The sequence below is a fragment of the Thermoproteota archaeon genome (genome assembly GCA_003352285.1).
In the GTDB taxonomy this organism is placed as follows: domain Archaea; phylum Thermoproteota; class Nitrososphaeria; order Nitrososphaerales; family Nitrosopumilaceae; genus PXYB01.
The window spans coordinates 108458-132054 of the sequence record QQVN01000002.1 but is presented as its reverse complement, the minus strand read 5'-3'; the positions used below and the strand labels follow the sequence as shown (position 1 = coordinate 132054).

Sequence of the window (23597 nt, the reverse complement as noted above, 5' to 3'; positions counted from 1 at the left end):
ATTTGCCTTTTGATCAAGAAAGAGAAATGTTTACTGCTACCTGTGGAGACTGTGGTAATGAATGTCAAATTCCATTCAAGCCAAAAGACGACAGACCAGTTTATTGTAGAGAATGTTTCCAAAATCACAAACCACAACGAAGTGGAGGATCTAGATTTGGTAGGGGTTCAAGCTATGGAAGAAATGACAGAGGATCTAGATTTAGAGGTTCGAGAGGAGACAGACCTAGAGAAATGTTTACTGCTACCTGTGGAGACTGTGGTAATGAATGTCAAATTCCATTCAAGCCAAAAGACGACAGACCAGTTTATTGTAGAGAATGTTTCCAAAATCACAAACAAAACTAGTGATTTACTCGTAGAATAACTCTAAAATTTATAACATAATTTAATCATCATAATCAGAATGGATTTTGTAAAGTCTATGACAAAAGATATGATGAAAGAAATAGGAAATAAATCAAGAGAGTTTTATGAATTTGTTCTACCTCCAGTAGACATGATGATAGAACAGGATAAGTTAATTTTGCAAGTTGATTTACCTGGATTTGAGAAAAGTGATATCAAGTTGAGACTAAATGGGAATATTTTATCAATTAATGCAGAAAAAAAACCTCAAGAAAAAACTATCGAGGTCATATGCAGTCAAAGACCAAAGATAATTGATAAAAAAATTCGCCTTCCAATAAACATCAAAGAGGGTGAAGAAAAAATCACATCAGCTAAATATGATAATGGAGTACTAAATATTACAATACCAATAACCAAATCTGGTAAGGATATTCAAATAGACTAGGTTATTTTTTCCTAAGCAAAATTGAGATTGTCATAATTACTAATGAACCAATCATGCCAACAGAAGCTAGTGCTTCGTTTGTAGAATATATCATTGCAGAGCCTACAAAAATTGCAGATGAAATTATACTACCGGGTAATAATATAGTAGATTTTGGTTTTGTATTAAGTTGGATTGATCTGTTTTCATCAATGAATTTTTTTAATTCCGGTGCAATTGATATTGTAGCATCAATTGATTTAGCAAATCTAGTAAATGAATATTTTAACTCTTCAATGTATGCATCACGAATCAAGTGTTCATCTTCTAAAATATTTTTTAAAACTTTAACGAATTTAAAATCGACTTGATGAGTTTTGTATATTCCTTCTATAATAGAAGCCATTCTCATATACAGTGCCAAGTGTTTTGGCAGCATGAATGGAAATCTACTCATTGTTTTATTTGCAATTTCCATTAACCCTTTGACCTCCATTTCATCAGGTTTTTTGCCATGCATTGCCTGAACAGATAATTCTATGGCACGTTCAATCACTGATCGATTATAATCCGGCATAAGCATTCCTAATTCACTCATTGCATTTACCGTTCTTGGAGGATCTTTTTCGACTAATGCAAGATAAAGGCGAACAAGGCGTTTTCTTGTATCATTATCGAGCCGTCCAACCATACCATAATCATAGAGAATCAATTTTCCTTCATTTGTTACAGAAATATTTCCAGGATGTGGATCTGCATGAAAAATTGAATGGCGTAAAAGCATCGTAAAGAATATTTTGTGAACATCGATGACTAGTTTCTGTCTGTCAATTCCTTTTTCATCAAGGCCCTCAATATTCGTAATTTTAATGCCAGGAATATACTCCATGGTAAGTACATTTTTTGAAGAATAATCATCGTAAACGGATGGCACTATGACGTTTCCGTTTTTCTCCATATTTTTTTTAATTTGTTTGAGATTTTCAGATTCAATTGTGTAATCCATCTCTTCATGAATGGTTTCTACAAACTGTGATAGCATTGCTTTTGCAGAAAATCTTAGATTAGGATCAACAAATTTTAGAGCTAAAGGTAATATTTTTTTTAATACCTTAAGATCCTCTTCGACAACTTTTTCAATTCCTGGACGTTTTACTTTGACAACAACTTTTTGGTGATCAATATTTGCTAGGTACACTTGTCCTAATGATGCACCTGAGATTGCGGTTTGGTCAATATTTGTAAATTTTTTTTCAAGGGGACCCAAATCCTTTTCGATTATGGGTTTTACTTTCTCAAATGATTCTGCAGGAACATCATCTTGTAATTTTGAAAGTTCTTGCATGTATGGTTGTGGAAGTATATCTGCACGAGAAGATAACCATTGGCCTAGCTTGATGTACACTGGTCCTAGAGTAAGAAATGTGTCAAGAACTTTTCGTGCGTTTCTTCTATATTTTTCAAGATCAACATCTTTACCTTCTTGTTTTACCCATTTTCTACGATCACTGCGTAGTGCAATTATTGAAGGCAGTAATTTGAAGAGTACGTGGATAGTTCGTAGAGTTGATAATTTAGTCACCCTTAAGTTGCTTAATTTTTTTTGTTAGAGAATATCCTAGGTAGCCAAGAAGCAATGATGAACCTAGGCCAGAAATTTTTGAAAGGTTTTTGGAATTTGTTTTTTTGAAAATATTTGTGCCGACTTGATAACCTCCAATTGCTGCGCATGTTAAACCTATAATGACTTCGGGAGCATCATAGAAGAGATGTCCTAGTGGATCTTTTCTTGGATCAATTTTATCAGTGTGAACTAGAAATTTATCATCGTATTCTCGTATATGCAAATTACCATAGCGATATTGTTTATTAGCACCATTTTTTTGTCCAAGATTAGTTTCTTCAGCTTTTTCTAACATGAATTGTCTAATCTCTTTTGGGACTTCAATTTCATCCCCGTACATGAAACATGTATCTTCACGCATCGAATATAATCTTAGCTTGCCTTAATTTCTGATTGATGCTTTCTTTTCCGTTTGAAATAAAAGAAAATTGCAATTGCTGCAATTATTGGAATAATAATTAATTGTAAGGCATCTGGATTATCGTTGTTTTTTTCGGGTGGAGGTAGAAAAATGGTTGTATCATGACTTAGAAAATGCTCTTCTCTTGTATCATCTTTGTAGCGAAGTGTTACACGTATTTCATGCTCTCCAAATTTTGGTTCTCCCTCAAACTCTATAGGCACGTTAAATGGAACTGGAGAATCAATTTCTATCTCATCAATAAATTGTGTTTTCTTTTTTATGTTTGATTCACCTAGAGGTTCAATTGTAACAAAACCAAACACAGCATCTTCATTTCCTTCATTAATTATTTCTCCAATGATTGTTTTTTGTCCTGATAAATCTATTACATCCACATCATAAATTGTAACATCAATCAATCCTTTAATGAAAAAATCAACTATTCTAAAGATTTGAGTCTTATCGCCTTGTGCATTGTAATATGTAATTGTCATTGGTGCCCGAAGTGTATCACCTTTGAGATTTTTTGGAACATAGATGTCTGCTTCTAAGTATTTTTTATCACCTGCGTTAATCTGTCCAACATCCCAGTTTGTATTTAGAATTACAACGTTTTCAATATTTGTAATTGATTGTGCAGTTGATGCTATTTCACTCTGAGTATTTGTTAATTCAATATCTACTGCAGAAACTGGTGCAGTGCCATCATTAGAAATTTCGATCACTACATGATTTTTAGTTAATGATGTAAGAAATGGCTCTAATGCACGCATATTGATAATACTATCCCCGGTGACTTTGGATTGAAATTCAAAGAATGCGTTTCTTTCACCAGATTCACGGAGTCTAGAATAATCTACTTTAACAGTTGCATGAAATTGTCCAATTTTAACATGTTCTCCCACATTGACAAAAAATGTCAAATGGAAGTTTTGTCCGGCCAATGAATTTGTTTCTGCATCAGCAGTAATTACAGAGCTAGTTCCTGATGCAGCTGAAAATCCTAATGGTAATGCCAGTTGACCTCTAATTCCAGTAATGTCTTGTGTTCCAACATTTGCAAAGACTACTGTAAAAGGTACATTATCATCACCGGGATTGACTTCAATTTTTTCATCGATTGTACCAAAGTATGAATCAAGATATTTCACATCACCAAATTTTCTTTCAAATGGGGAATCTCCTGATCCAGTTTGACTAAAAGCTTCAGAGAAAACAAATGTGCTAAGAATTATTGGAATTAAAAGTAATGAAAAAAGATTCATTATGCTATAGCCTCCATTGTTGGTTCCTCTCCTTCAAATGCTCGTCCGTCTTTGATTGTAATTACTCTATCAACTTCTCCAAATTGATGTCGATCATGGGTAACAATGATGAAAGTATGGCCTAATTTCTTTGCAATAGACTTCATTAACTGAACAATTGTATTTGCAGTAACAGAATCAAGATTTCCTGTAGGCTCATCAGCTAAAACAATTGATGGGTTATTTACCATGCCTCTAGCAATTGCTGCACGCTGTGCCTGCCCACCAGAAATTTTATTTGCACGTTTGTGCATTTGATCTTCCATTCCTACAGCTATAAGCAGATCTTTTGCATCCTTTTCAGCAGAACCATCTGTAGAACCAATTTGTCTTGGCAGTAACACATTTTCAAATACGGTGAGATCTGAAATGAGGTTTGAGAATTGAAAAATAAATCCTAACTTTTGATTTCGAAATGAAGAAAGCTGATTATCATTTAGAGTAGTTGTATCTGTACCATCAATCAAGATCTTTCCGCTTGATGGATTATCGAGTAGGCCTATCATATTGAGTAATGTTGATTTTCCTGATCCAGAACTCCCAACAATTAATACAAATTCTCCTTTTTTAATTGAAATTGAAACATCTTGAAGAGCATTTACTTTCGTATCGCCTTCTCCATAGATTTTGTTCAGATTAGTAATTTCAAGTACTTTATCAGACAGTTCTCATCGCCTCCACGGGTAAAAGTTTAGTGGCCCTATATGATGGATAAAGTGATGCAATTATTGCCAAGCTAAATGATGTTAATGCAGTCTGGGTAATTTTCCCCCAATCATAGCTAACTTCTAAAGGTAAACTGTTATTAAAAGACATTTTTGTTTCTTTAGCATAAAATGTATAACCCAAACCAGCTGCTGTCCCAACTCCAGCACCTATAGCTCCAATGATCATTCCTTGAAAAATAAAAATAATCAAAATATCTTTCCTTTTGGCACCAATAGAACGCATTACGCCTATTTCTCGAGTCTTACCATTTACTAACATCATTTGAATAGTTACAATTGCAAATGCTGAAGACATCATTCCGAAGTATCCAATCATGTTAATCATAGCTATACCAGATCTAAAACCTGCAAGTTGTTGTTCTGCAGATTCCTCAATTGTTTCTGCTAAAAAATCATCATTAGGAAATGCACTGAGGAAGAAGTTTTTTACTTCTAAAGCTTTACTTCTATCATTTAATTTTACCATTATAGAACCAGTATCACCAGGTCGGTTCATTAAATCACGCAAGGTATCAATATGCATTACAACGCTGTAATCAAAACCTTGTCCACCGGGAGACTTTGCAATGCCTGTGACAATAAAGCGTTTAATCTGATCTTGCCCATATCGGTCAACAATTAGCACCTTAACATTATCACCTACTTGAGCACCCCCTAGATCCCGTGCTATGTTAGATCCCAAAACAATCGAGTTTCTAGAAAAAACAAATTGCCCTTCAGTAACTGTTTCATGAACTGTAGAAGCTCGTATATCACGAATGGGATCAACGCCAACAACTGGAACACGTGTTTCTTCATGAAGTTTACCAAATTTTGTCATATTGATTGAAGCTGTCGATGACAGCCGCGGCGTTGCCGCTTCTACATATGGAATTCGTTCAAACCAATTAACAAGAGAAAGATCGGATTTGTCTATGAAATCTTCTTCATCTGTGATTAAGACATCACCATTTCTATAATCACTAATATCTCTAACAATAGCATCAAAAAGTCCTTGAAAAATTACAAAATTAACATGGATTACTAAAATTCCAATTGTTACAGCTAAGACAGCTCCAATTAGACTGCCTTTTTTATTGAATAACATCCTCTTGGCAAGATTAATTCTATAATCCACAGATCTGAATTAAAAGTCTCTTATATAAGATATTAGATCAGAATTCTAAATAATTAAGACATTTTATTAGTAAAAATTGGCACTATGAACCATTATTAAAGTAATGAACAATACTTACGACATTTTTATAAATAATTAGGATATTATAGAAAATCAGTGGCTAATAAAAGTGATAAATTAGACAATTTAGATATACAAATCTTAAGCAGACTACTAAACAATTGTAGAGAGTCAGACAGACAAATTGGGAAAGCGGTCGGTATTTCCGGTGGTGCTGTAAAATCTAGAATAAAAAAAATGATGAAAAAAGGTACAATAGAGTATTTTGCATTAAAAATAGAACCACCTGTGTTAGGATATGGCATTTTTTACATTGTAGTTTCTGGCAGAGATTCAGATGAAATTTTACAACAAGTCAAGCTGGTAGGGGAGCCGTTTCTCATAGTTCCATGCGTGGGAGGAGTCACCGTATGTGGAATTGTTGTAAAAGAAAACGTTCAACAAAAGATTGAGCTTGCAAAAAATTTGATGAAAGATGTAAGAGTACTTACAATATTTGAAGCAGAAAATCCTGGAATGAATTCTAATTTAACTAAAACTGATTTAGAAATCATTAACGAGTTAATGAAGGATCCTAGAGAAAAAATTGAAGAAATTGCAAAAGCTACCGGATTATCAACAAAAACAGTAACACGTTCAATTGAAAAACTGCAAAGTGATGAGGCAATACAATTTACTCTTGTTTATGAGCCAACAAAACTTGAAGGATATATTCCACATGCAATATTGACTTGGATTACAGATGAATTACAAACAACCTTAAAGCGATTAGAAAAAGAATTTGCTGAAAATTTTCTTCAGCGTCCATTTATTGCAAAAAATCAAATTGTGTTATTCATGCATAGTGATAATATTTTCAAGCTTGATGAGCTAACTCAAAGAGTTAGGGAAGTAGAAGGAGTGGGTTCAGCTGATCTTTTTATTCCAAAACGAATCACATTTCCTCAAAAATGGATATTTAATGCTATTAAAGATGCTCAAAGATCTCCAACACTGCATTTGATGTATCAAACACACTAAAATAGTTGCATTAAATTTTAAAAAATAATGAAGAAAAAGATCTTTCAAGGTAAAGTATTAGGTTTATCATTATATGATCTAAAAATCGAGGGTCGTAAAGTACGACGAGAGATTATTGAACATAGAGGAGCTGCTGCGATGTTAGCCTTTGATGAAGAAAATAAAGTAATTCTTGTAAAACAGCATAGATATCCACATGGATACATTTTAGAAATTCCAGCCGGGACGTTAGAAAAAGGTGAAAAACCTGAAAAATGTGCCTACAGAGAGTTAATTGAAGAGACAGGATACAAGGCAAAAAAGATGGTTCATTTACTATCATATTATCCGTCAGTTGGATATAATTCAGAAGTAATTCATTGTTTTGTAGCAAAAGACCTTAAGAAAGTTGGAGATTTAGATCCAGATAATGATGAATTCATTTCAGTTGTAAAGATTGATTTGAAGAAATTAATTACAATGATTAAGAAAGGTAAAATTATTGATTCAAAAACTATTTGTGCAGTATTAACTTATGCAGCAAAGAAAAAATTATTGTTTTGAATATATCGGTTTTACTAAATCAGCAATATCTGCCCAAGAACGTTCTACACGTTCAAACATATGTATAAGATCTAAGAAATCAATAGGAAGTTGGTTTTTTGAATCAAGGGATGATCTAAGTAAAGACATTTTTTTCTGATTTTCCTTATGCAAAGAAATTGCTTCAATAGCAATACTTCTATCGTTTTTTATAAAAGCATCAATCGATTTCTCTTGCATTTTTCCAAAATTTTTTACAATATCGTGAATTTTCTTTAGATCTATTTTAGAAAGGGTTGATAGGTAAATTGAGTTTGCAAGCTCAACAATTGTATCTCCAGCACTTTCTAGAAGGTTTGCAGCTATTCGATAATCGAGTACATCAATTTTTTCAAGATTAAACATATCAACTAATCTATTATCAATCATTGTACTTCGGATCAATCGTACTAAAAGGAAATATTGCCTGTTAACTTCGTCGTCTCTGTTAGCTAATGTTTGAAGATTTGATTTATCATATGTAGATAATGCTGTCATTACATCACTAAACATTGCCAATACAATGGTATGCATACGTTTGAGGATTTTTTGTGGATTAATTGTAGTTGCATCAAGTAAAAATTGAACATTGATTGTTGATGCATCTTCTTCAACTATTTCCATGCCAACTAATCGACGCATTGAATTTCTTATTTTTTCTCTGTCTTCTACAGGAATTGTGGATTTTCCTTGAACAATTATTACATCATATCCCAATAGATATGCTCCAGTGATATCTGCTACAATGTTTTCTTCTTTAGGTAATGGATACGAAATTGTCACTTCTTTTGAAGGACGTGATTCTTTGTCTGCAGTTATAGATATGGTATTTTGTCCTGTTTCCAATTCGACTTCCATATTTTTATCAAGATTATGCTGGTCAACCCATTCTTTTGGCAGGGATACAAGTATGCTACTTCCAATTCTTTGTAGGCGTCGAATGAATTTAGTCAATTTATATTAATTTAAATTATTTAAGCCATATTCTTATATTTTTCTTAAAGTTTAAACATCGATCATGAAAGGTGAGGCATTCTGTCCTGCTCATGTAACTGGTTTTTTTAAAGCTGAATTTGAGGGCAACACAAACCCAGAAAGTCTAGGATCCTTAGGTGCTGGTTTTTCAATTGAAAAAGGTGTTACTACACGGGTAACTGTAAAAAAAGCAAAAGATTTTGATTTTAGGGTTTCTGTGTTAGGCTACAAATCAGAGAATATTCTAGTATCAGAATTTGTCATAAAAGAATTTTTGAAAAATTGTGAAGATAATAAATTCTTTGTAGATGTACAACATGAGATTTCAGTTCCGGTTGGATATGGTTTAGGATGCAGTGGTGCAGTTGCATTATCTTTAGCAATGGCACTTAATCAAGCACTTAACACAAACTTACCAAAAGAAGTGGTAGGTAAGATTGCACATGTTGCTGAAATTAATTGTAAAACTGGATTAGGTGATGTATTAGCATCATATCATGGAGGTTTTGAAATAAGAACAAAGTCTGGTGCGCCTGGAATTGGCTCAATTGAAAAAATAACAACTGATTCAAATGTGATTTTGATTTGTTTTGCCCCAATCTCAACAAAAAAATTCATTGATGAAAAATTAGAAACCATTAACGGTCTTGGTGGGAAGATGGTTTCTAAATTAATCAAATCAAAAAGTTATGACGATTTTCAAGATATGTCTTTAGAATTTGCAAAATATGTCAAAGTGATGACTCCAAGAATGGATTTAGTAATTAATGATTTACAAAACAATGGAATTAAGTGTGGAGTTGCATTATTTGGAGAAACAATTTTTACATTAATTCCAAAAAATATGGAAGAAAAAGTTATGAAAATACTAGAAAAATATTCAGAAGGGATTATCATAAAATCAAAAATTGATAATTCTGGTGCTAGACTACAATAAAGATTTAGAATAAAATGGCATTAATTCCTAAAAGTCATCCTCGTTTTCAATCATTATTAATTAGAGAAAAACTGGTCAAGGGTTTTGATGACGGACTAGTAGCAAAAGAAGGACTATTAGCTCATGGTCGTGGGGAGGCGTTTGATTATATTCTAGGAGAAAAAACTTTGAAGACAGCTAAAAAAGCGATAAAGGCTGCAGCGGCATCAATACTATTAGCTAAGAACCCTGTAATTTCTGTGAATGGTAATGTTGCAGCATTATGCCCAAACGAGATAGTAAGATTATCAAAAGTATCAAAAGCAAAAATTGAAGTTAATTTGTTCTATGCCAATGAGAAAAGGAAGGAAAAAATTGTAAAAATTCTCAAAAAAAATGGAGCAAAAGAAATTTTTGGTGTTTTAAAAAAGAATGCTACACGGTTAATCGGGATAGATTCTTCAAGGAGAATTGTTGATAAGAACGGTATTTTTGCTTCAGATCTAGTCATAGTACCGTTGGAAGATGGAGATAGAACTTTAGCCTTAAGGAAAGCGAAAAAGCAAGTCATTACTTTTGATCTCAATCCTCTTTCAAGAACTGCACAAACAGCAAATATTTCAATTATTGATAATGTTGTAAGGGGAATTGTAGAACTAATTACAGAATGTAATAGACTATCAACGAAAAAGAGTTCTGAGCTTGAAAAAATTATTAATAATTTTGATAATAAGAAAAATTTAACGCATAATGTTATTGAGATAAAGTCTAATCTTTCTAGGAGGGCAAAAAATGCATAAATCTGTTGCAGATATCATTTCAATGAAGAAATCTCGGCAAAAAATTTCTGTACTTACGAGTTATGATTTTACGTTAGCATCACTCTGCGATAGAGCTGGCATAGACATTCTGCTTGTTGGTGATAGTGCTGGAATGGTAATGCTTGGTTACGAGAACACAATACCGGTTACAATGGAACAAATGTGTTTGTTTACAGAGGCAGTAAGTAGAGCAAGAGAAAATACACTCATTGTAGCTGATTTGCCATTCATGTCATATCAGGCAAGCATCACTGATGCAATAGAAAATTCTGGAAGACTAATCAAATCAGGCGCTGACGCAGTAAAATTAGAAGGAGGAATGCCAATGGCTGAGACAATAAACGAGATTGTCCAAGTGGGAATTCCAGTAATGGGTCATATTGGTCTTCAACCACAGACAACAATGTTATCAGGAGGATACAAAGTTCAAGGAAAAACAGCTGATTCTGCAATGCAATTAATTGAAGATGCAAAGGCACTAGAAGAAGCAGGAGTGTTTAGTATTGCATTAGAGATGGTAACTCAAGAGGTTGCAGAAATAATTTCTGATACTGTAAGTATTCCAACAATTGGAATTGGTTCAGGAAAAAATTGTGATGGACAAGTATTGGTCATACAGGATCTATTAGGCATGTATGATAAAATTAAACCAAAGTTTGTTAAAAAATATTTGAATTTATCAGAGGACATAGTTGATGCCATAAAAAAATACAAAACAGAAATACAAGAAGGTGTGTTTCCCGCAAATGAAAACTGTTTTCAAATGGATAATGAAGAAATAGAAAAATTGAGGAAGAAGATTGGGAGTTAAAAAAAATAATCATCCTTCCTTAGATATAGTAGAATCCTATGGAAGAGAGCTTTCAGGGAAAAGAATTGTTCTATGTGTCGCAGGAAGTGTTGCAGCATACAAGGCAATTGAATTAGGAAGACTGTTAATGAGACATGGTGCAGATGTGATCTGTGTTGCAAGTAATGCAGTTACAAAACTTGTACAGCCTGATTATTTCAAGTGGGCAACGGGAAATGAGGTAATTACAAAGCTAACAGGTGAATTGGAGCATATTCGTTTAGCTGATTATAATAAATCTGATCTAATCATAGTGTTTCCTGCAACTGCAAATACTTTGGGAAAGCTTGCAAACGGCATTGATGACACACCAATTTCTACTATACTTACTGTTGGATTTGGCTCCAAGATTCCAATTCTAATGTGCCTTGCAATGCATGCATCAATGTATGAGAATGCTGCAGTCAAAAAAAATATCAGTTTCCTAGAAAAGAAGATTGAGTTTTTATCACCACAAATGATAGAGGGAAAAGCAAAGGCCCCAGAACCTGAAGACGTATTAGATTATGTTCTAAAACGATTTGGTCATTCATCTATACTTGATAAGAAAAAAGTTTTGATTTCAGCAGGGCCAACCATTGAATATATCGATCCCGTAAGAGTAATTACAAATCAAAGTACGGGAAAAACCGGGGTTTTACTTGCAAAAGAGATGCAATCAGCAGGCGCAAGGGTAACTATGGTGTATGGTCCGGGAAGAGAAACGGTGCCTGATGGCATAAAACACATTCCTGTAAAGACAACTGCTGAGATGAAAAATGCCATTCAAAGAGAGCTAAAGAAAAAGTTTGATATTGTAATTATGGCAGCAGCTGCCTCTGATTATACAGTAAAGAATCCAAGCAAATCCAAAATTAAGAGTACCAAAGAGAATATCTCAATAAAATTAGTAAAATCACCAAAGATTATCAACCAAATTAAAAAAATTCAGAAAGATACATTTCTGGTGGGATTCAAGGCAGAAACCAACCTCTCAAAGAATGCATTAGAGAAAGAAGCTATTAAGAAGATTCAAGAAACTGGGGCAGACATGGTTGTTGCAAATGATATTGGCGCAGCGTATGCCAAAAATTCTGAAAATAATCAAGTTCTTGTAGTTAGCTCTAATGGTAAAGTTTGGTCAAGACGGCAAAAAAAAGAAAAGATTGCAAAATTCATTAGAAAGCAAATAGAAAAAGAGTTCAAATCTAAATAGATTCAAACTTAGAAACTAAGTAATTCATACCTTAAAAAAATAAAAAAGTTTAGTTAACTTTTTCAGCTAACATTAACTGTTCTTGTAATTTGTACTGCGTTGTTTCCTGATGGATCAGTTACATCATATGTTACAATGTATGTTCCAGGAGATGATGTGTCTACTAGATCTCCACCAACTACGGCATCACTTGGTGTACTGGGATCATTATCAGTAACTGTTGCTCCTTGCTCAATGTATTCTTCATCTATCATGAGATTCAAAATATCTGATCCTGACAGAGTAATTACCGGTGCTGTTGTATCAACTACGTTTACATCTCTGGTAATCTGTGTTGCAGTATTTCCTGAAGAATCTACTGCATCATATGTAATTACATATGTTCCAAGAGTGGATTCATCAACTACGTCCCCACCTATGATCAATGAGGTAGTTATGTCTCCATCAACATCATCAGTAACGGTTGCACCATCTTCGATGTATACTTCTGTGTTAAGCTCAATGGTTACGGGATTGTCCCCATTAAGAGTAATTACAGGAGCAGTTGTATCAATTATTGGGCAGCTCCCATCTACTGGATCAACATCACCGTGTTTTGCCTTATGTTTTTCAGCAGCATGAGGAGGAACGGTAATTTGTACAAACTTGTTTTCCTCTTCATCAAAATGACATATTGTCACTTTGTTTTGTCCTGGTGCATCTGCCTTTGCTGCCATAGCTGGAGCAATTGCGCCTACGCCAAGCACTACTGCAAACATAAAGACTGCAGTTATTGCGAGTTTTGTTGTCATTGAAAAAAGAAATGAGGATTTTTACTCATAATCATGACGATGTTTTTCTGAACGAACCATTAAACGCAAAAACGAGTATTAAAGAAGTTGCAAGAAGATTTGGGAAAATAAATGAACTGTGATCTATTCCAATGAAAATTCCTTTAGATGATATTTTGCTCGCAGGGAACCATTTGATGCCCTTTTGTTAATTCTTGAAAGAGCCCTATCTGCAGTAATCGAGCCATATTCAGATCGGAGATGCCGCATGAGGCTGGTTCTTACCCTTCCAAATCTTTGTTTGTCTTTCATAATGGCCTCTTCACATTCGATCTCATCTGTTCCAATCTTGTTTTCACTAGGGGGATTTCTCTGCATTTATTGCTGTTTTAATAAATTTCAACAAAAGACTAGTGATGTTCATATCGCACAACAAATGAACACATACGTTCCTATTTGTTCAAGACTGTGACAAATTTCTCAAATGCAGGATTCTTTGAAACAGATCTCATCTCATCGTTGATTAAACGAATGAGTTCGGGATATCTTTTACCTACGGTCTTTTGTAGTGCTGTAAATATCACCTCTGGGTATTCCAATGCATCATTGAATGATAGGTTGTGTTTTTTAAGGTGATTTTCAGTCTTGGATAACATCTTGGAGTCCAGTTCCAATAGAGATTTCTCTAGCAATGAGGAGATTACATCCCTGTACAACTGCGTTTCATACTCGCTCATTGACTTCAATAATATTTTGTCACTATTACCTAATAGTATCGTGGAAAAATCTGTAAAATAATATTCCAATCTGGTAAGATTGTGTTTCAACTCAGTCCTCATCAAACAGTAGGTAGAATTATTTTCCCAGAAACTACATCATTTAGAATTTTAATTACATCATCTATCTCATAAGGTTTGAATATAACACCAGATACTCCCATCTTCTCAAAGAGCATCTTTGTTTTTTGTGTGAGATCTCCTGTGACCATAATCGTCTTGGCGGAGGGATCAATCTGCTGGATATTTCCTAACGCATAAAATCCATCAAACTCTGGCATCATACAATCCAAAAAGACAACATCTGGTCTGTATTTTTGATATAGTTCAACTGCTTCTTTGCCATTATATCCAGTACCAACTACCTGCACACCCCTTATGGAAAGATATTCTGAGAAAATCTCCACGGTGTCGGGATCATCATCTACCACTAAAACACGTACCACATGTTTCCTTCAAATATTATTTAGATATCTGATTGTTTGTAATCAAGTAACAGACATTTTTTCTAATTTGAGTTGGAATCCTACTGGATCAGTACATTTCAATATCTTTTAAAACAATACAATCTATACTATAATGAGAATCAATTTACTGATTTCCGCTAACAGCATGCAGACCTCTAGATTCGTGACAACTTAATCAAGAAATAATACTTGGTGAAGAAAATTCTATTTGCTTTGGGAGAGTTTGAACCAAAAGAGTACAAAAAAAGAACAATAACAATTTGGAATGAGGTTGCACCAAGATATCATAAGCGTTGGGCAAGTACCAATGCTGGACCATTCCAGAGTACACAAAAGCTTGTAACCCTAGCAGGTATCAAAAAAGGCGATCAGGTTTTAGATATTGCATGCGGTACAGGAGTTGTAACAAAAAAGATTTCTTCTAGAGTTGGAAACAGTGGAAAAATAGTAAGCTTTGATATTTCAAATAAAGCACTAAGTATTGCAAAAAAATTCAATTCAGCAAAAAAGAACATAGAGTTTATTCAAGCAGATGCTGAAACTATATTTCTAAAAAATCAATTTGATGTCATAACATGTCAATATGCATTATTCTTTTTTCCAAATTCCAAAAAGGCTTTGTGTAATGCAAAGCGCGTCTTAAAAAAAGACGGAATTCTAGCAGTATCTGTTCACGGTCACAATACTCCATTTTTTAGCTGCATTTTAGATGCGGTAATGAAATTCATTCCTGATTATGTACCACCCGGTGCACCTAATTTGGATAGATTTGGTTCTCAAAAAGCACTAAAAGCTGAGATAAAAAATTCTGGTTTTTCAAATATCAAGGCCAAGACATTTGTCTTCAAGTACAGTCCAGGAAAATTTAGTGATTACTGGAATAATTATCTAAAGTATGTAGCAAAACCACTCAAAGAAAAGCTTGACAAGCTACCTACAAAAAAAAGAGCTGAACTAAGAGAGCTTGTGAAACAAAATGTTTCACGTTACACAAAAAAGAATGAAAAGATAGTTTTTCCTTGGGAAGTTATAGTATTAACTGCAAAAAAATAATTTTTTTTATAATACTAAAAGTTCTTTTGTGAACTTGTGCATTACAATTGGTTTTTTATCTACAATTAACGAGTCTTCAATTCTGACACCAAACTTGTTTGGAATGTAAATTCCTGGTTCAACAGTTATAGCCATATTTTTTGCAAGTTTTGTTTTGCTTCTATATGAAATTGTTGGGAGTTCATGAACATCAAGACCAATTCCATGGCCAGTGGAATGGATAAAGTATTTCCCATAATTCTTTTCATTGATGTAGTCTCGGCATGCATCATCAACTGATTTGCATGTGACATTTGGTTTTACAGCTTTTAATCCAAGTTCTTGTGATTCCTTAACAATTTCATACACTTCTTGTGCCTGTTTTGAAATTTTTCCCAATCCAAAAGTCCTAGTTGAATCAGAAACATAGCCCTTGTATCGCAAGGTAAGATCAACTACAATTAGATCACCATTGGCGAATTTTCTATTAGTAACCTGCGCATGAGGCAGTGCACCATTTGGTCCGCCAGCAATAATTAATGGGTTAAGAGTTGATTTGTAGCCAGTATCAAACATTCCTTGCTCAATTGCATAGCCCATCAGTAATGCTTGCAGCTCTGATTCTTTTTGTCCTTCCTTAATTTTTTTTGTACATAGTTCAAACATTTCATCAATAATTCTAGATGCTTTTTTTAGAATTTTAATTTCTGTAGAATCTTTGATGAGTCTGGAATTTTCAAATGGCTCAGAAGAGTGCTTAATTTTTGGAATTGATTTTTTGAGGGATTGCATGACTGAATAATTCTGGCAGTCTGTACAGGGGTTTTTTCCTCTTACTTTCTTGACAAGTTCAGAAATTAATGCAGTTCCACGCTCAGAAGTCACCACTTTTGTATCAATAGACTCATCCTTTGCTCGACCAACTTCTAGCTCTGGAGCAATAATTGTAGTATTTCCATTTTTTTCTAAAATTCCAATTGCCTCACCCCAAAAACCTGTTAGATAAAACAAGTTTTCAGGCTCAAATGTTATGAGAGTATCACAATCAATTTTTTTTGTAAATTTGACAAGATTAGATCGTCTATCCTTCATATTGAGAATTTTCTTTTTCATAATTTATGTATGATGCAAAGTTTGTATACAGGCTAATAATTTTATGAACAAATGGCAGATGAACCAAAAAAGAAAGTTGTTGCTTTGTTATCAGGTGGATTAGACAGTCAATTAGCTGTTAAAATGATGCAAAAAGAAGGATTTGAGGTTTCTGCAGTGGCCATTAAAACGCCATTTTGTGATTTTGATTGTGGTAGAGGTTGTGGTTTTGAGATCAGGGAAAGAGCTGATGATCTTAATGTGAATTTAAAAACAGTTTACTTGGGTGATGAATACATCGAGATGCTAAAACATCCAAAACATGGTTTTGGGGCAGGGATGAATCCTTGTATTGATTGTAGAGCAATGATGTTTGATGCTGCAAAGAAACACATGGAGGAGATTGGTGCAGAGTTTATTATTTCTGGAGAAGTGGTCGGTCAAAGACCAATGAGTCAACATCGACCTGCATTAAAAACAATTGAAAAAGAATCTGGACTTGAAGGAAAAATTTTACGTCCGTTATCAGCAAGATTACTACCTCCTACCGATGCAGAGAAAAGTGGTTTAATCAAAAGAGAGAACTTGGGAATGATTAGAGGTAGAACAAGAAGAGCACAATTAGATATGGCAAAAGAATTTGGAATTGAAAATCCTCCAAATGCTGGTGGAGGTTGTTTGCTAACAGATCCTTCATTTGGTTTACGTGCAAAAGATCTTTTTAATCATGTCGAAACACCAACAACTAATGATATTGATCTGTTAAAGATTGGAAGACATTTTAGATTAGATGAAAAAACAAAATTAATTGTTGGTAGAAATCATGATGAAAACAACATGATAAGCGCATTGGCGCTTCCAAAAGATATCATACTTGAGGCAAAAGATCATGTTGGTCCAACATCACTGTTACGTGGAGATACATGTTCAGAGTTTAAGCAACTAGCAGCTTCTGTAACTCTTCGATATGCAGATGCATCAGATTGTGAAGCTCATACTGTAAAAATTCGTCAGAACACACTAGAGTCTGAAATTACTGCAGAATGTGCAAAAGAAGAGACATACATCAAGTATAGAATCTAGGCATGAAAAAGTGTCTGTAATTTATCCCTACAAAGAAGAGTTTTTGAAGGAGTAGATCGCTCTTTTCAGCTAGATGCAAAAACAAGAGAGTCCAACATATCTAAAGGCCATTACAATCAGAGATCCTAGTGATGTTCATTCCATAAAAGAGGACATCAAAAAAAATATGATTTTGATTCTACGTGTTACGCCATTAGCACAGAAAGATGTTGAGCAGCTGCGTAAAGTGGTCGAAGAGTTGTATTCTATTGCCAAGAACTCTGGTTCAGATATTGCAAGATTAGGCGAAGAGAGAATAATTGTTGCTCCAACTAATGTAAAGATCTGGAAGCCTGAATACGATCTAAAATAATTTTATTGCTTCTTGAATTTGCGGGTAATGAGCAGGTACTCTAAACATTCTACGAATCGACATTGCAAGGTTTTCAGATTTTCTTCTCTCACCATGATTAACCAAAACCCGTCTAAGTTTTGGCCTCATTTTTTGTACAAATGACATTAGTTGGTTATAATCACTGTGTCCACTAAATCCGTCTAATTTTTCCATTCCACAATTGATGTTAACAACTTCAACTTTTCCTTCTTTTCCTAGTAATGAAACCTGTCTTGCACCGTCTAATACACGTCTACCAAGAGTTCCATTAACTTGGTATGAAACAAAAAGTATCTTGTTCTTTTTATCTGGTGCAATATTCTTAAAGTACTCCAGTACAGGTCCGCCCTCTAGCATTCCAGATGTTGCTAAAATAATACATGGTGAATCTTCACGCATCGGTTCTTCTCTTGCATCAGCATGTTCTACATTTGTAAAGTACTCAGAATCAAATGGATTATCATCGGTCTCTAGAATTTTTTGTTTTAGTTCACGTGCAAGATATTCAGGATATGCTTCATGAATTGCTGAAGCTTCAGATATCATGCCTTCGGTAAAGACTGGTGCTTCAACCATCTCTCCTGATTTCATATAGTGATCAATTACCATCATAATTTCTTGTGCTCTGCCAACTGCCGGAATTGGTATGAGTACTTTACCACCATCAGCTAGTGTGTTGTTAACTGCATTGATGAATGCAGACTCTACTTCTTGCCTTGAAGGTTGAATGTCTTCTTTGGCTCCATAAGTGCTTTCAACCAAAAGGGTTTCTACTCTAGGGAAATTCCAATTAGCAGCCTCAAAGAGAATACTTTTTGCAAATTTAATATCTCCAGAATAAACAAAGTTATGATCACCGTTTCCAATATGAAAGTGGCATAATGCAGAACCTAGGATATGACCTGCATTAGCTAAAACAAGTTTAATGTCAGGGGAAATATCGGTAACCGTACCATATGGAATTGTTATTGCTTGTCTCATAATCTGTTTGACATCTCTTTCACCATACATTGGAGTTCTTCCTTGAGCAGCAGCTACCTTAATTGCGTCTAATTGAATTAAGTTCATCATCGGCAGGGTAGGCTCTGTGCAATAGATGGGTCCTTTGTAACCATATTTACAAAGTGCAGGTAAAAATCCAGTATGATCAAGGTGTGCATGACCTATAACTATTGCATCTAATTCATCAAGTGTAATATTTGCCCAATCAAGTCTTGGGAAAGATTCTGCAGGACTAGCAGCTCCAGGGTTAATTCCACAATCTATGAGAATTTTACTTTCTGTTGTAGATAGCAGCATGCAGGAACGTCCAACCTGGCCAAAGCCTCCAAGTGTGAGTAAAGATACTTCGGATTTTTGGGCAAGTCTAGGTCTAAAGATTTCATCTCCAATCTGTCTTAGTTGTTTTCCACGTTCTGCTGATGAGATTTTAAGATTGTAATTTATCATTTGAATAGTACTTGAAGGGGTAGTCGTAGCTTTACGAATTCTTAGTTTCCATCCAATTTGCTCAGTGACTTCTGCATGGTTGAATTCTTGAGCGTTACGTTGTAAAAGCCAAGGTCTTTTTGCTTCTAATGATACTTCACCTGTGGCTGTATCAAAAAAAGTATTTTCCAGCTTTGCATCCTTGGGAACAATTTGATTTAGGATCTTTCTTGCATCTTCTTCTGATTTACGAATGGATTCATCGGTTCTAACTACAATTCTTTTTTTGATTACATTAACAAGATTTGAGATAATTTCGTTATTTTCCATCAAATATCTAGGAGTGTTTGTATACAATGCAATACGTGGGCCTTCATATTCTATTTTTGTAACATTTGCATCTTTAGGAATACTTTGCAGTATGGTAGCCATGATATTTGGGCCTGATAGTACTTCCTTTTGTTGTTGTTTTCTTTGCATTAAATCACTAAAGTGTGATGATGGCTTTCTTCTGTTCTTTTGTTAAAAGTCGGAATCCATCTTTATCGATGATGGCAACATTGATTCCATCGCCTGTTCCGATGTTTCTTGTAATAGCTGCTTTTACTGCTCGTAGAGCTATCACCTTTGCTTCTTCCACTGTAAGATCTTCTCTATATTCTTCTTCTAACAAACCATATGCAACAGGTGAGCCACTACCAGTTGTGACATACAGTTTCTTTTCAGTGGAGCCAAACATATCTATGTTAAACAAAGCTGGTCCATTATTATCATAACCACCAACTAAGATATCAGCGATGAAAGGATATCCACGATTTTGGTGGAAAATTAAAGAGGTTAACCTTGTAAGGGATTTTATTGGAATGGGTTCTTGTTTTTGAATTCTATGTAAACTAGCGTGATATCGGAGTATATCGGTAATATTTTGTGCATCTGCAACTCCTCCTGCTAGTGTGAGTCCTGCATGATCGTCGAGTTTTTGAATCTTCATGGTATTATTGTTGGCTATGAAATATCCAGCACTGGCCCTCATATCGGCACAGAGAACTACACCATCTTTTGCTTGAATACCTACTGTGGTCGTTCCATGCAGAATTTTTTCTTCAACGTTGTTTGACAAAAAATACACCTAAGAGATACTCTAAAAGGCATCTCACCCTTTTAAATAACTTTTTGTTCCTCAAATGATAAATAATGACAAAAAATCAAGATTCCATGCCTTCCCATACTATGGAACTGCCCAGACAGATTGTTGTAGGCGAAGGAAACATCAAGGATATTGGTAATTTCTTTAAAGGATTAGATAAGCCAAGGAAGGTTTCTTTGATTTCAGGCTCAAATGTCAGAAAAGTAGTACAAAAAAAAATTGAGCGATCATTGGAATCTGCAAAGATTCGTTATGCATGGCATGTTGCAAGTAGTAATGAAATTTCAAATCTAAAAATCCTAGAAAAGGAGGTTAGGCAGGATAAAAGTAGTCTAATAGTAGGAATTGGCGGAGGCAGAGCTGTTGATGCAGCAAAGATGGTGGGTTTTAATCTCAAAAAACCATTTGTGAGCGTTCCTACTGCTGCATCACATGATGGTATTGCAAGTCCATTTGTCTCAATTAAAGGAGATAAGCCCCATTCAATTGTGGCAACAGCTCCTTTAGGGGTATTTGTAGACATTGATATCATCAAAAGCGCCCCTAAGCGACTTTTAGCAAGTGGGTGTGGAGACCTTATTGCAAATATCATTGCTGTAAAAGATTGGAAATTAGGACGTGATAAAACAGGGGAGTATTACGGAAGATATGCAGCTGATTTAGCATTAATGAGTGCAAATATCGTAATTGAGAACTCCTCAACATTTGCAAAAAGTGGTGTTGATGTAAGGGTCATCGTTGAAGCCTTGATCAGTGCAGGAGTTGCATCATGTATTGCAGGAAGTAGTAGGCCATGTTCAGGAGCTGAGCATTTGTTTTCTCATGCATTAGACAAACTAGCACCAGGAGTAGGGCTGCATGGAGAAAAATGTGGAATTGGTTCAATTATGATGGCAAAACTGCAAGGACAGGATTGGAAAAACATTGCACAGACTCTAAAGAATGTAGGAGCACCTACAACAGCAAAGCAAATAGGGTTAGATGAGGATGTCCTTGCAGAAGCAATAGTCATAGCACAAGATCTAAGACCTGAGCGATATACAATTCTAAAAGAGAAATCAATGACTAAAAAGAAGGCTATCTCGCTAGCAAAAAGTACTAACGTAATTTAATTTGTTTTTGGACTGACAGGTTTTTCCTGTTTTTCTGTGTTTGATTCTTTTTTATCTTGTTTTTTAGATTGTTTGTTTACATGTGTTTCAACGTAGTTAATTTTCTCAAGATTAGGTATGAATTTGAACAAATCCACTTGGATGAAATGTTTCATAATTTGAAGGCCATCGGCTCGAAAAATTTCTTCTGGAATTGTTATATCTAACACGTTAGCGTTTTTCTTAAAGGAAAGTTTTGAATCTTCAACGGGCATATGTCGTTTTAGTATACCTGAAATTTTATCTTCATCAGTATCAAGTGATTTTACAACATTAACATCATAAAGGATTGTTTTTCCAGCATATCTATGATTGTAATCAACTTGGACTCTTCCAGAACCAATGAACCTAATGATTCCTCGTTTATCATCAATTTCAATTGAATCACCAACTGATACTTTGTCTGCATCTTCACCTAATTTTCTTAATGGAATCATTCTAACTTTTCCAGAATCTCTTGCACCAAATCCTTTTTCGGGTGGAACTTCTACTGTTAATTTATCTCCAACTTTTGTATTTGCAAGTGCTTCATCTAATCCTTTTAGAACCCATGATTCTCCTACAGAAACCAACTTTGGTTGATACTTGACATTTGGTTCATGAATTGAATGCTTCTTTGCTTCTTCTTCGATTGTTGTTTCAAAAACATCCTGAGAATCTTTCACTTTAGCTGAATAATCAACTAAGATTAGTGAACCCTTACTGAAAGTCAATGAGATCGATCTCGAAATTCCTTATATTAAGTTAACATGAATTTTTAGAGTGACTTTAATTTTTCTTCAGCAGCTTTGAGTCCTGCTTGAGTATCAGTCTCATATCCCATCATTGCTAATGCAGAAGATATTGATGAGATAGTTCTCATTACATGATATCGATTTACTTCTCCCATGCATCCAACTCTGAAAACTTTGCCTTTCAAATTTCCAAATCCGCCAGCGACTAAAACTCTGAATTTATTTGCTAATGTGTTTCTGAATGTTTTGTCTTCTAATCCATCAAGATAATTTAATGCAATCACAACAGTAGAGCGAGCATCTTCTTTTGCAAATGGAGTTAAACCAATCGCATTAAGACCTGAATACAATGCTTGTGAACATGTTCTGTGACGTTTAACTCGTGCATCCATTCCTTCTTCTAAAATTATGTCCATTGCTTCATTGTATGCATACAGTAAAGGTAAAGCTGGAGTAAATGGAGTATGTTTTGCTTCTTCATAATATTTGAAATATCTAGGTAAATTGAAGTACATTGTATTTGGTGGATTAGCATTCATGTATTTTTTGGTTCTTTCATTGACACAGATTGGAGAAATTCCCGGAGGAGCAGCAAATGCTTTTTGTGCTCCAGTCATTGCTATGTCTACACCCCACTTATCCATGTGGAATTCTTCGCCACCTACGATTGATACTCCATCAACCACATAGTACGAATCGTTTCTTGAGGTAAGATCTTTTACTTTATCAAGATAATTGAGCATAGTACCAGTAGATGTTTCGTTCCAAACACAATAGAATGCCTTTACGTCTTTATTATTATCAAACGCCTCTTTTACTTTATCAAAGCTAGCATTCTCACCAGGTGGAGATTCAAGCTTGATAACTTCAGCTCCTGCCCATGATAACATTTGAGACAATCTACCACTAAATTCACCATTCACTGGAATGATTACCTTATCGCCCTTTTTGATTAGATTAACAACACTTGCTTCTACTGCACCAGTTCCCGAAGCAGATAAACAGACTGCTTCACCATTTGTCTCAAAAACTTTTTTTGTCTTTTCAACACATGGCTCATACAATTTAACAAAATCATCACTACGATGGTTAATCATGTAAGTATACATAGCACGTGTCACTCTTTCTGGCACGTTTGTTGGTCCTGGTAACATTACAAGATATTCCAAATAATTCCCTGTAAGCAATCTTTACGG

Annotated in this window: 27 protein-coding genes; 12 read left to right on the top strand and 15 right to left on the bottom strand. The window is 34.6% G+C overall.

Annotated elements, in window-relative coordinates; genetic code table 11:
• The first annotated feature begins 2 nt into the window (after positions 1 to 2).
• Positions 3 to 347, top strand: coding sequence for a hypothetical protein (locus DWQ18_00820; GenBank protein ID RDJ34516.1), 345 nt, complete (start codon positions 3 to 5; stop codon positions 345 to 347).
• A 58-nt stretch (positions 348 to 405) separates the two neighbouring features.
• Positions 406 to 795: an Hsp20/alpha crystallin family protein gene (locus DWQ18_00815; protein RDJ34515.1), complete on the top strand. Its 390-nt coding sequence runs from the start codon at positions 406 to 408 to the stop codon at positions 793 to 795.
• Position 796: 1 nt separating this feature from the next.
• Here the strand turns inward: DWQ18_00815 and DWQ18_00810 are convergent, their stop codons facing one another.
• From DWQ18_00810 to DWQ18_00790, 5 genes are read right to left on the bottom strand one after another with little or no spacing between them, the layout of a single operon-like run.
• The gene (locus DWQ18_00810; protein RDJ34514.1) at positions 797 to 2356 is read right to left on the bottom strand and encodes an AarF/ABC1/UbiB kinase family protein; all 1560 of its coding nucleotides are present in this window, start codon (positions 2354 to 2356) and stop codon (positions 797 to 799) included.
• A complete protein-coding gene (locus tag DWQ18_00805) occupies positions 2349 to 2738 on the bottom strand; it encodes a hypothetical protein (GenBank protein RDJ34668.1) in 390 nt (129 codons plus the stop codon). Before DWQ18_00805 ends, DWQ18_00810 begins: the two co-directional genes overlap by 8 nt.
• Positions 2739 to 2770: 32 nt before the next feature.
• Positions 2771 to 4066, bottom strand: a complete 1296-nt coding sequence (locus DWQ18_00800) for a hypothetical protein (protein ID RDJ34513.1) — start codon at positions 4064 to 4066, stop codon at positions 2771 to 2773.
• Entirely contained in the window at positions 4066 to 4740 is a 675-nt protein-coding gene (locus DWQ18_00795) for an ABC transporter ATP-binding protein (GenBank protein RDJ34512.1), read from the bottom strand. Before DWQ18_00795 ends, DWQ18_00800 begins: the two co-directional genes overlap by 1 nt.
• Positions 4741 to 4762: 22 nt before the next feature.
• Entirely contained in the window at positions 4763 to 5920 is a 1158-nt protein-coding gene (locus DWQ18_00790; protein ID RDJ34511.1) for an ABC transporter permease, read from the bottom strand.
• Between the two features lie 186 nt (positions 5921 to 6106).
• Here DWQ18_00790 and DWQ18_00785 point away from each other — a divergent pair, with 186 nt between their 5' ends.
• The gene (locus DWQ18_00785) at positions 6107 to 7030 is read left to right on the top strand and encodes an AsnC family transcriptional regulator (GenBank protein ID RDJ34510.1); all 924 of its coding nucleotides are present in this window, start codon (positions 6107 to 6109) and stop codon (positions 7028 to 7030) included.
• A 24-nt stretch (positions 7031 to 7054) separates the two neighbouring features.
• Positions 7055 to 7573 (top strand): NUDIX hydrolase, encoded by a 519-nt coding sequence (locus tag DWQ18_00780; protein ID RDJ34509.1) that lies wholly within the window; start codon positions 7055 to 7057, stop codon positions 7571 to 7573.
• Here the strand turns inward: DWQ18_00780 and DWQ18_00775 are convergent.
• A complete protein-coding gene (locus tag DWQ18_00775) occupies positions 7562 to 8545 on the bottom strand; it encodes a phosphate uptake regulator PhoU (GenBank protein RDJ34508.1) in 984 nt (327 codons plus the stop codon). The genes DWQ18_00780 and DWQ18_00775 overlap by 12 nt on opposite strands.
• Positions 8546 to 8609: 64 nt before the next feature.
• Between DWQ18_00775 and DWQ18_00770 the strand changes: the two genes are divergently transcribed.
• From DWQ18_00770 to coaBC, 4 genes are read left to right on the top strand one after another with little or no spacing between them, the layout of a single operon-like run.
• Positions 8610 to 9503, top strand: coding sequence for a GHMP kinase (locus tag DWQ18_00770; GenBank protein ID RDJ34507.1), 894 nt, complete (start codon positions 8610 to 8612; stop codon positions 9501 to 9503).
• 14 nt (positions 9504 to 9517) lie between these two features.
• Positions 9518 to 10282, top strand: a complete 765-nt coding sequence (locus tag DWQ18_00765; GenBank protein RDJ34506.1) for a phosphopantothenate/pantothenate synthetase — start codon at positions 9518 to 9520, stop codon at positions 10280 to 10282.
• Complete coding sequence (gene panB / locus DWQ18_00760; protein RDJ34505.1) at positions 10275 to 11114, top strand: 3-methyl-2-oxobutanoate hydroxymethyltransferase; 840 nt, start codon at positions 10275 to 10277, stop codon at positions 11112 to 11114. The genes DWQ18_00765 and panB overlap by 8 nt, the downstream gene beginning before the upstream one ends.
• Entirely contained in the window at positions 11104 to 12348 is a 1245-nt protein-coding gene (gene coaBC, locus DWQ18_00755) for a bifunctional phosphopantothenoylcysteine decarboxylase/phosphopantothenate--cysteine ligase CoaBC (GenBank protein RDJ34504.1), read from the top strand. Before panB ends, coaBC begins: the two co-directional genes overlap by 11 nt.
• A 62-nt stretch (positions 12349 to 12410) precedes the next feature.
• Here coaBC and DWQ18_00750 read toward each other — a convergent pair whose 3' ends face one another.
• The 4 genes from DWQ18_00750 to DWQ18_00735 form a co-directional block, all read right to left on the bottom strand.
• Complete coding sequence (locus DWQ18_00750; protein ID RDJ34503.1) at positions 12411 to 13139, bottom strand: DUF5011 domain-containing protein; 729 nt, start codon at positions 13137 to 13139, stop codon at positions 12411 to 12413.
• 123 nt (positions 13140 to 13262) lie between these two features.
• Positions 13263 to 13496, bottom strand: a complete 234-nt coding sequence (locus tag DWQ18_00745; protein RDJ34502.1) for a hypothetical protein — start codon at positions 13494 to 13496, stop codon at positions 13263 to 13265.
• 74 nt (positions 13497 to 13570) lie between these two features.
• On the bottom strand, positions 13571 to 13855 hold the full coding sequence (locus tag DWQ18_00740; protein RDJ34501.1) for a hypothetical protein: 285 nt from the start codon (positions 13853 to 13855) through the stop codon (positions 13571 to 13573).
• Positions 13856 to 13956: 101 nt separating this feature from the next.
• Positions 13957 to 14340, bottom strand: a complete 384-nt coding sequence (locus tag DWQ18_00735; GenBank protein ID RDJ34500.1) for a response regulator — start codon at positions 14338 to 14340, stop codon at positions 13957 to 13959.
• A 273-nt stretch (positions 14341 to 14613) separates the two neighbouring features.
• Between DWQ18_00735 and DWQ18_00730 the strand changes: the two genes are divergently transcribed.
• Positions 14614 to 15414 carry a methyltransferase domain-containing protein gene (locus DWQ18_00730; protein ID RDJ34667.1) on the top strand — a complete coding sequence of 267 codons (801 nt, stop codon included), beginning with the start codon at positions 14614 to 14616 and terminating at the stop codon, positions 15412 to 15414.
• A gap of 6 nt (positions 15415 to 15420) precedes the next feature.
• Here the strand turns inward: DWQ18_00730 and DWQ18_00725 are convergent, their stop codons facing one another.
• A complete protein-coding gene (locus DWQ18_00725) occupies positions 15421 to 16485 on the bottom strand; it encodes an aminopeptidase P family protein (protein RDJ34666.1) in 1065 nt (354 codons plus the stop codon).
• A 72-nt stretch (positions 16486 to 16557) separates the two neighbouring features.
• On the opposite strand from DWQ18_00725, the gene DWQ18_00720 reads away from it, so the two are divergent.
• Both DWQ18_00720 and DWQ18_00715 read left to right on the top strand, forming a co-directional pair.
• Complete coding sequence (locus DWQ18_00720; GenBank protein RDJ34499.1) at positions 16558 to 17568, top strand: tRNA (5-methylaminomethyl-2-thiouridylate)-methyltransferase; 1011 nt, start codon at positions 16558 to 16560, stop codon at positions 17566 to 17568.
• A 73-nt stretch (positions 17569 to 17641) separates the two neighbouring features.
• The gene (locus DWQ18_00715; protein ID RDJ34498.1) at positions 17642 to 17920 is read left to right on the top strand and encodes a DUF552 domain-containing protein; all 279 of its coding nucleotides are present in this window, start codon (positions 17642 to 17644) and stop codon (positions 17918 to 17920) included.
• Here the strand turns inward: DWQ18_00715 and DWQ18_00710 are convergent.
• The gene (locus tag DWQ18_00710; protein RDJ34497.1) at positions 17912 to 19849 is read right to left on the bottom strand and encodes a beta-CASP ribonuclease aCPSF1; all 1938 of its coding nucleotides are present in this window, start codon (positions 19847 to 19849) and stop codon (positions 17912 to 17914) included. The two genes, DWQ18_00715 and DWQ18_00710, sit on opposite strands and share 9 nt — an antisense overlap.
• Before the next feature lie 7 nt (positions 19850 to 19856).
• Positions 19857 to 20489 carry a proteasome endopeptidase complex, archaeal, beta subunit gene (gene psmB / locus DWQ18_00705; GenBank protein ID RDJ34496.1) on the bottom strand — a complete coding sequence of 211 codons (633 nt, stop codon included), beginning with the start codon at positions 20487 to 20489 and terminating at the stop codon, positions 19857 to 19859.
• Between the two features lie 74 nt (positions 20490 to 20563).
• Between psmB and DWQ18_00700 the strand changes: the two genes are divergently transcribed.
• Positions 20564 to 21628, top strand: a complete 1065-nt coding sequence (locus tag DWQ18_00700) for an iron-containing alcohol dehydrogenase (GenBank protein ID RDJ34495.1) — start codon at positions 20564 to 20566, stop codon at positions 21626 to 21628.
• On the opposite strand, the gene DWQ18_00695 is transcribed toward DWQ18_00700, so the two are convergent.
• Both DWQ18_00695 and DWQ18_00690 read right to left on the bottom strand, forming a co-directional pair.
• Positions 21625 to 22380, bottom strand: a complete 756-nt coding sequence (locus DWQ18_00695) for a peptidylprolyl isomerase (GenBank protein RDJ34494.1) — start codon at positions 22378 to 22380, stop codon at positions 21625 to 21627. The genes DWQ18_00700 and DWQ18_00695 overlap by 4 nt on opposite strands.
• Before the next feature lie 44 nt (positions 22381 to 22424).
• On the bottom strand, positions 22425 to 23570 hold the full coding sequence (locus tag DWQ18_00690; protein RDJ34493.1) for an alanine--glyoxylate aminotransferase family protein: 1146 nt from the start codon (positions 23568 to 23570) through the stop codon (positions 22425 to 22427).
• Between the last annotated feature and the right edge of the window lie 27 nt (positions 23571 to 23597).

Coding starts and splice junctions, on each gene's coding strand:
- DWQ18_00815 (RDJ34515.1), top strand. CDS start 406: ATGGATTTTGTAAAGTCTATGACAAAAGATATGATGAAAGAAATAGGA.
- DWQ18_00805 (RDJ34668.1), bottom strand. CDS start 2,738: ATGTACGGGGATGAAATTGAAGTCCCAAAAGAGATTAGACAATTCATG.
- DWQ18_00800 (RDJ34513.1), bottom strand. CDS start 4,066: ATGAATCTTTTTTCATTACTTTTAATTCCAATAATTCTTAGCACATTT.
- DWQ18_00790 (RDJ34511.1), bottom strand. CDS start 5,920: ATGTTATTCAATAAAAAAGGCAGTCTAATTGGAGCTGTCTTAGCTGTA.
- DWQ18_00770 (RDJ34507.1), top strand. CDS start 8,610: ATGAAAGGTGAGGCATTCTGTCCTGCTCATGTAACTGGTTTTTTTAAA.
- DWQ18_00765 (RDJ34506.1), top strand. CDS start 9,518: ATGGCATTAATTCCTAAAAGTCATCCTCGTTTTCAATCATTATTAATT.
- panB (RDJ34505.1), top strand. CDS start 10,275: ATGCATAAATCTGTTGCAGATATCATTTCAATGAAGAAATCTCGGCAA.
- DWQ18_00750 (RDJ34503.1), bottom strand. CDS start 13,139: ATGACAACAAAACTCGCAATAACTGCAGTCTTTATGTTTGCAGTAGTG.
- DWQ18_00745 (RDJ34502.1), bottom strand. CDS start 13,496: ATGCAGAGAAATCCCCCTAGTGAAAACAAGATTGGAACAGATGAGATC.
- DWQ18_00740 (RDJ34501.1), bottom strand. CDS start 13,855: ATGAGCGAGTATGAAACGCAGTTGTACAGGGATGTAATCTCCTCATTG.
- DWQ18_00725 (RDJ34666.1), bottom strand. CDS start 16,485: ATGAAGGATAGACGATCTAATCTTGTCAAATTTACAAAAAAAATTGAT.
- DWQ18_00720 (RDJ34499.1), top strand. CDS start 16,558: ATGGCAGATGAACCAAAAAAGAAAGTTGTTGCTTTGTTATCAGGTGGA.
- DWQ18_00715 (RDJ34498.1), top strand. CDS start 17,642: ATGCAAAAACAAGAGAGTCCAACATATCTAAAGGCCATTACAATCAGA.
- DWQ18_00710 (RDJ34497.1), bottom strand. CDS start 19,849: ATGCAAAGAAAACAACAACAAAAGGAAGTACTATCAGGCCCAAATATC.
- DWQ18_00700 (RDJ34495.1), top strand. CDS start 20,564: ATGACAAAAAATCAAGATTCCATGCCTTCCCATACTATGGAACTGCCC.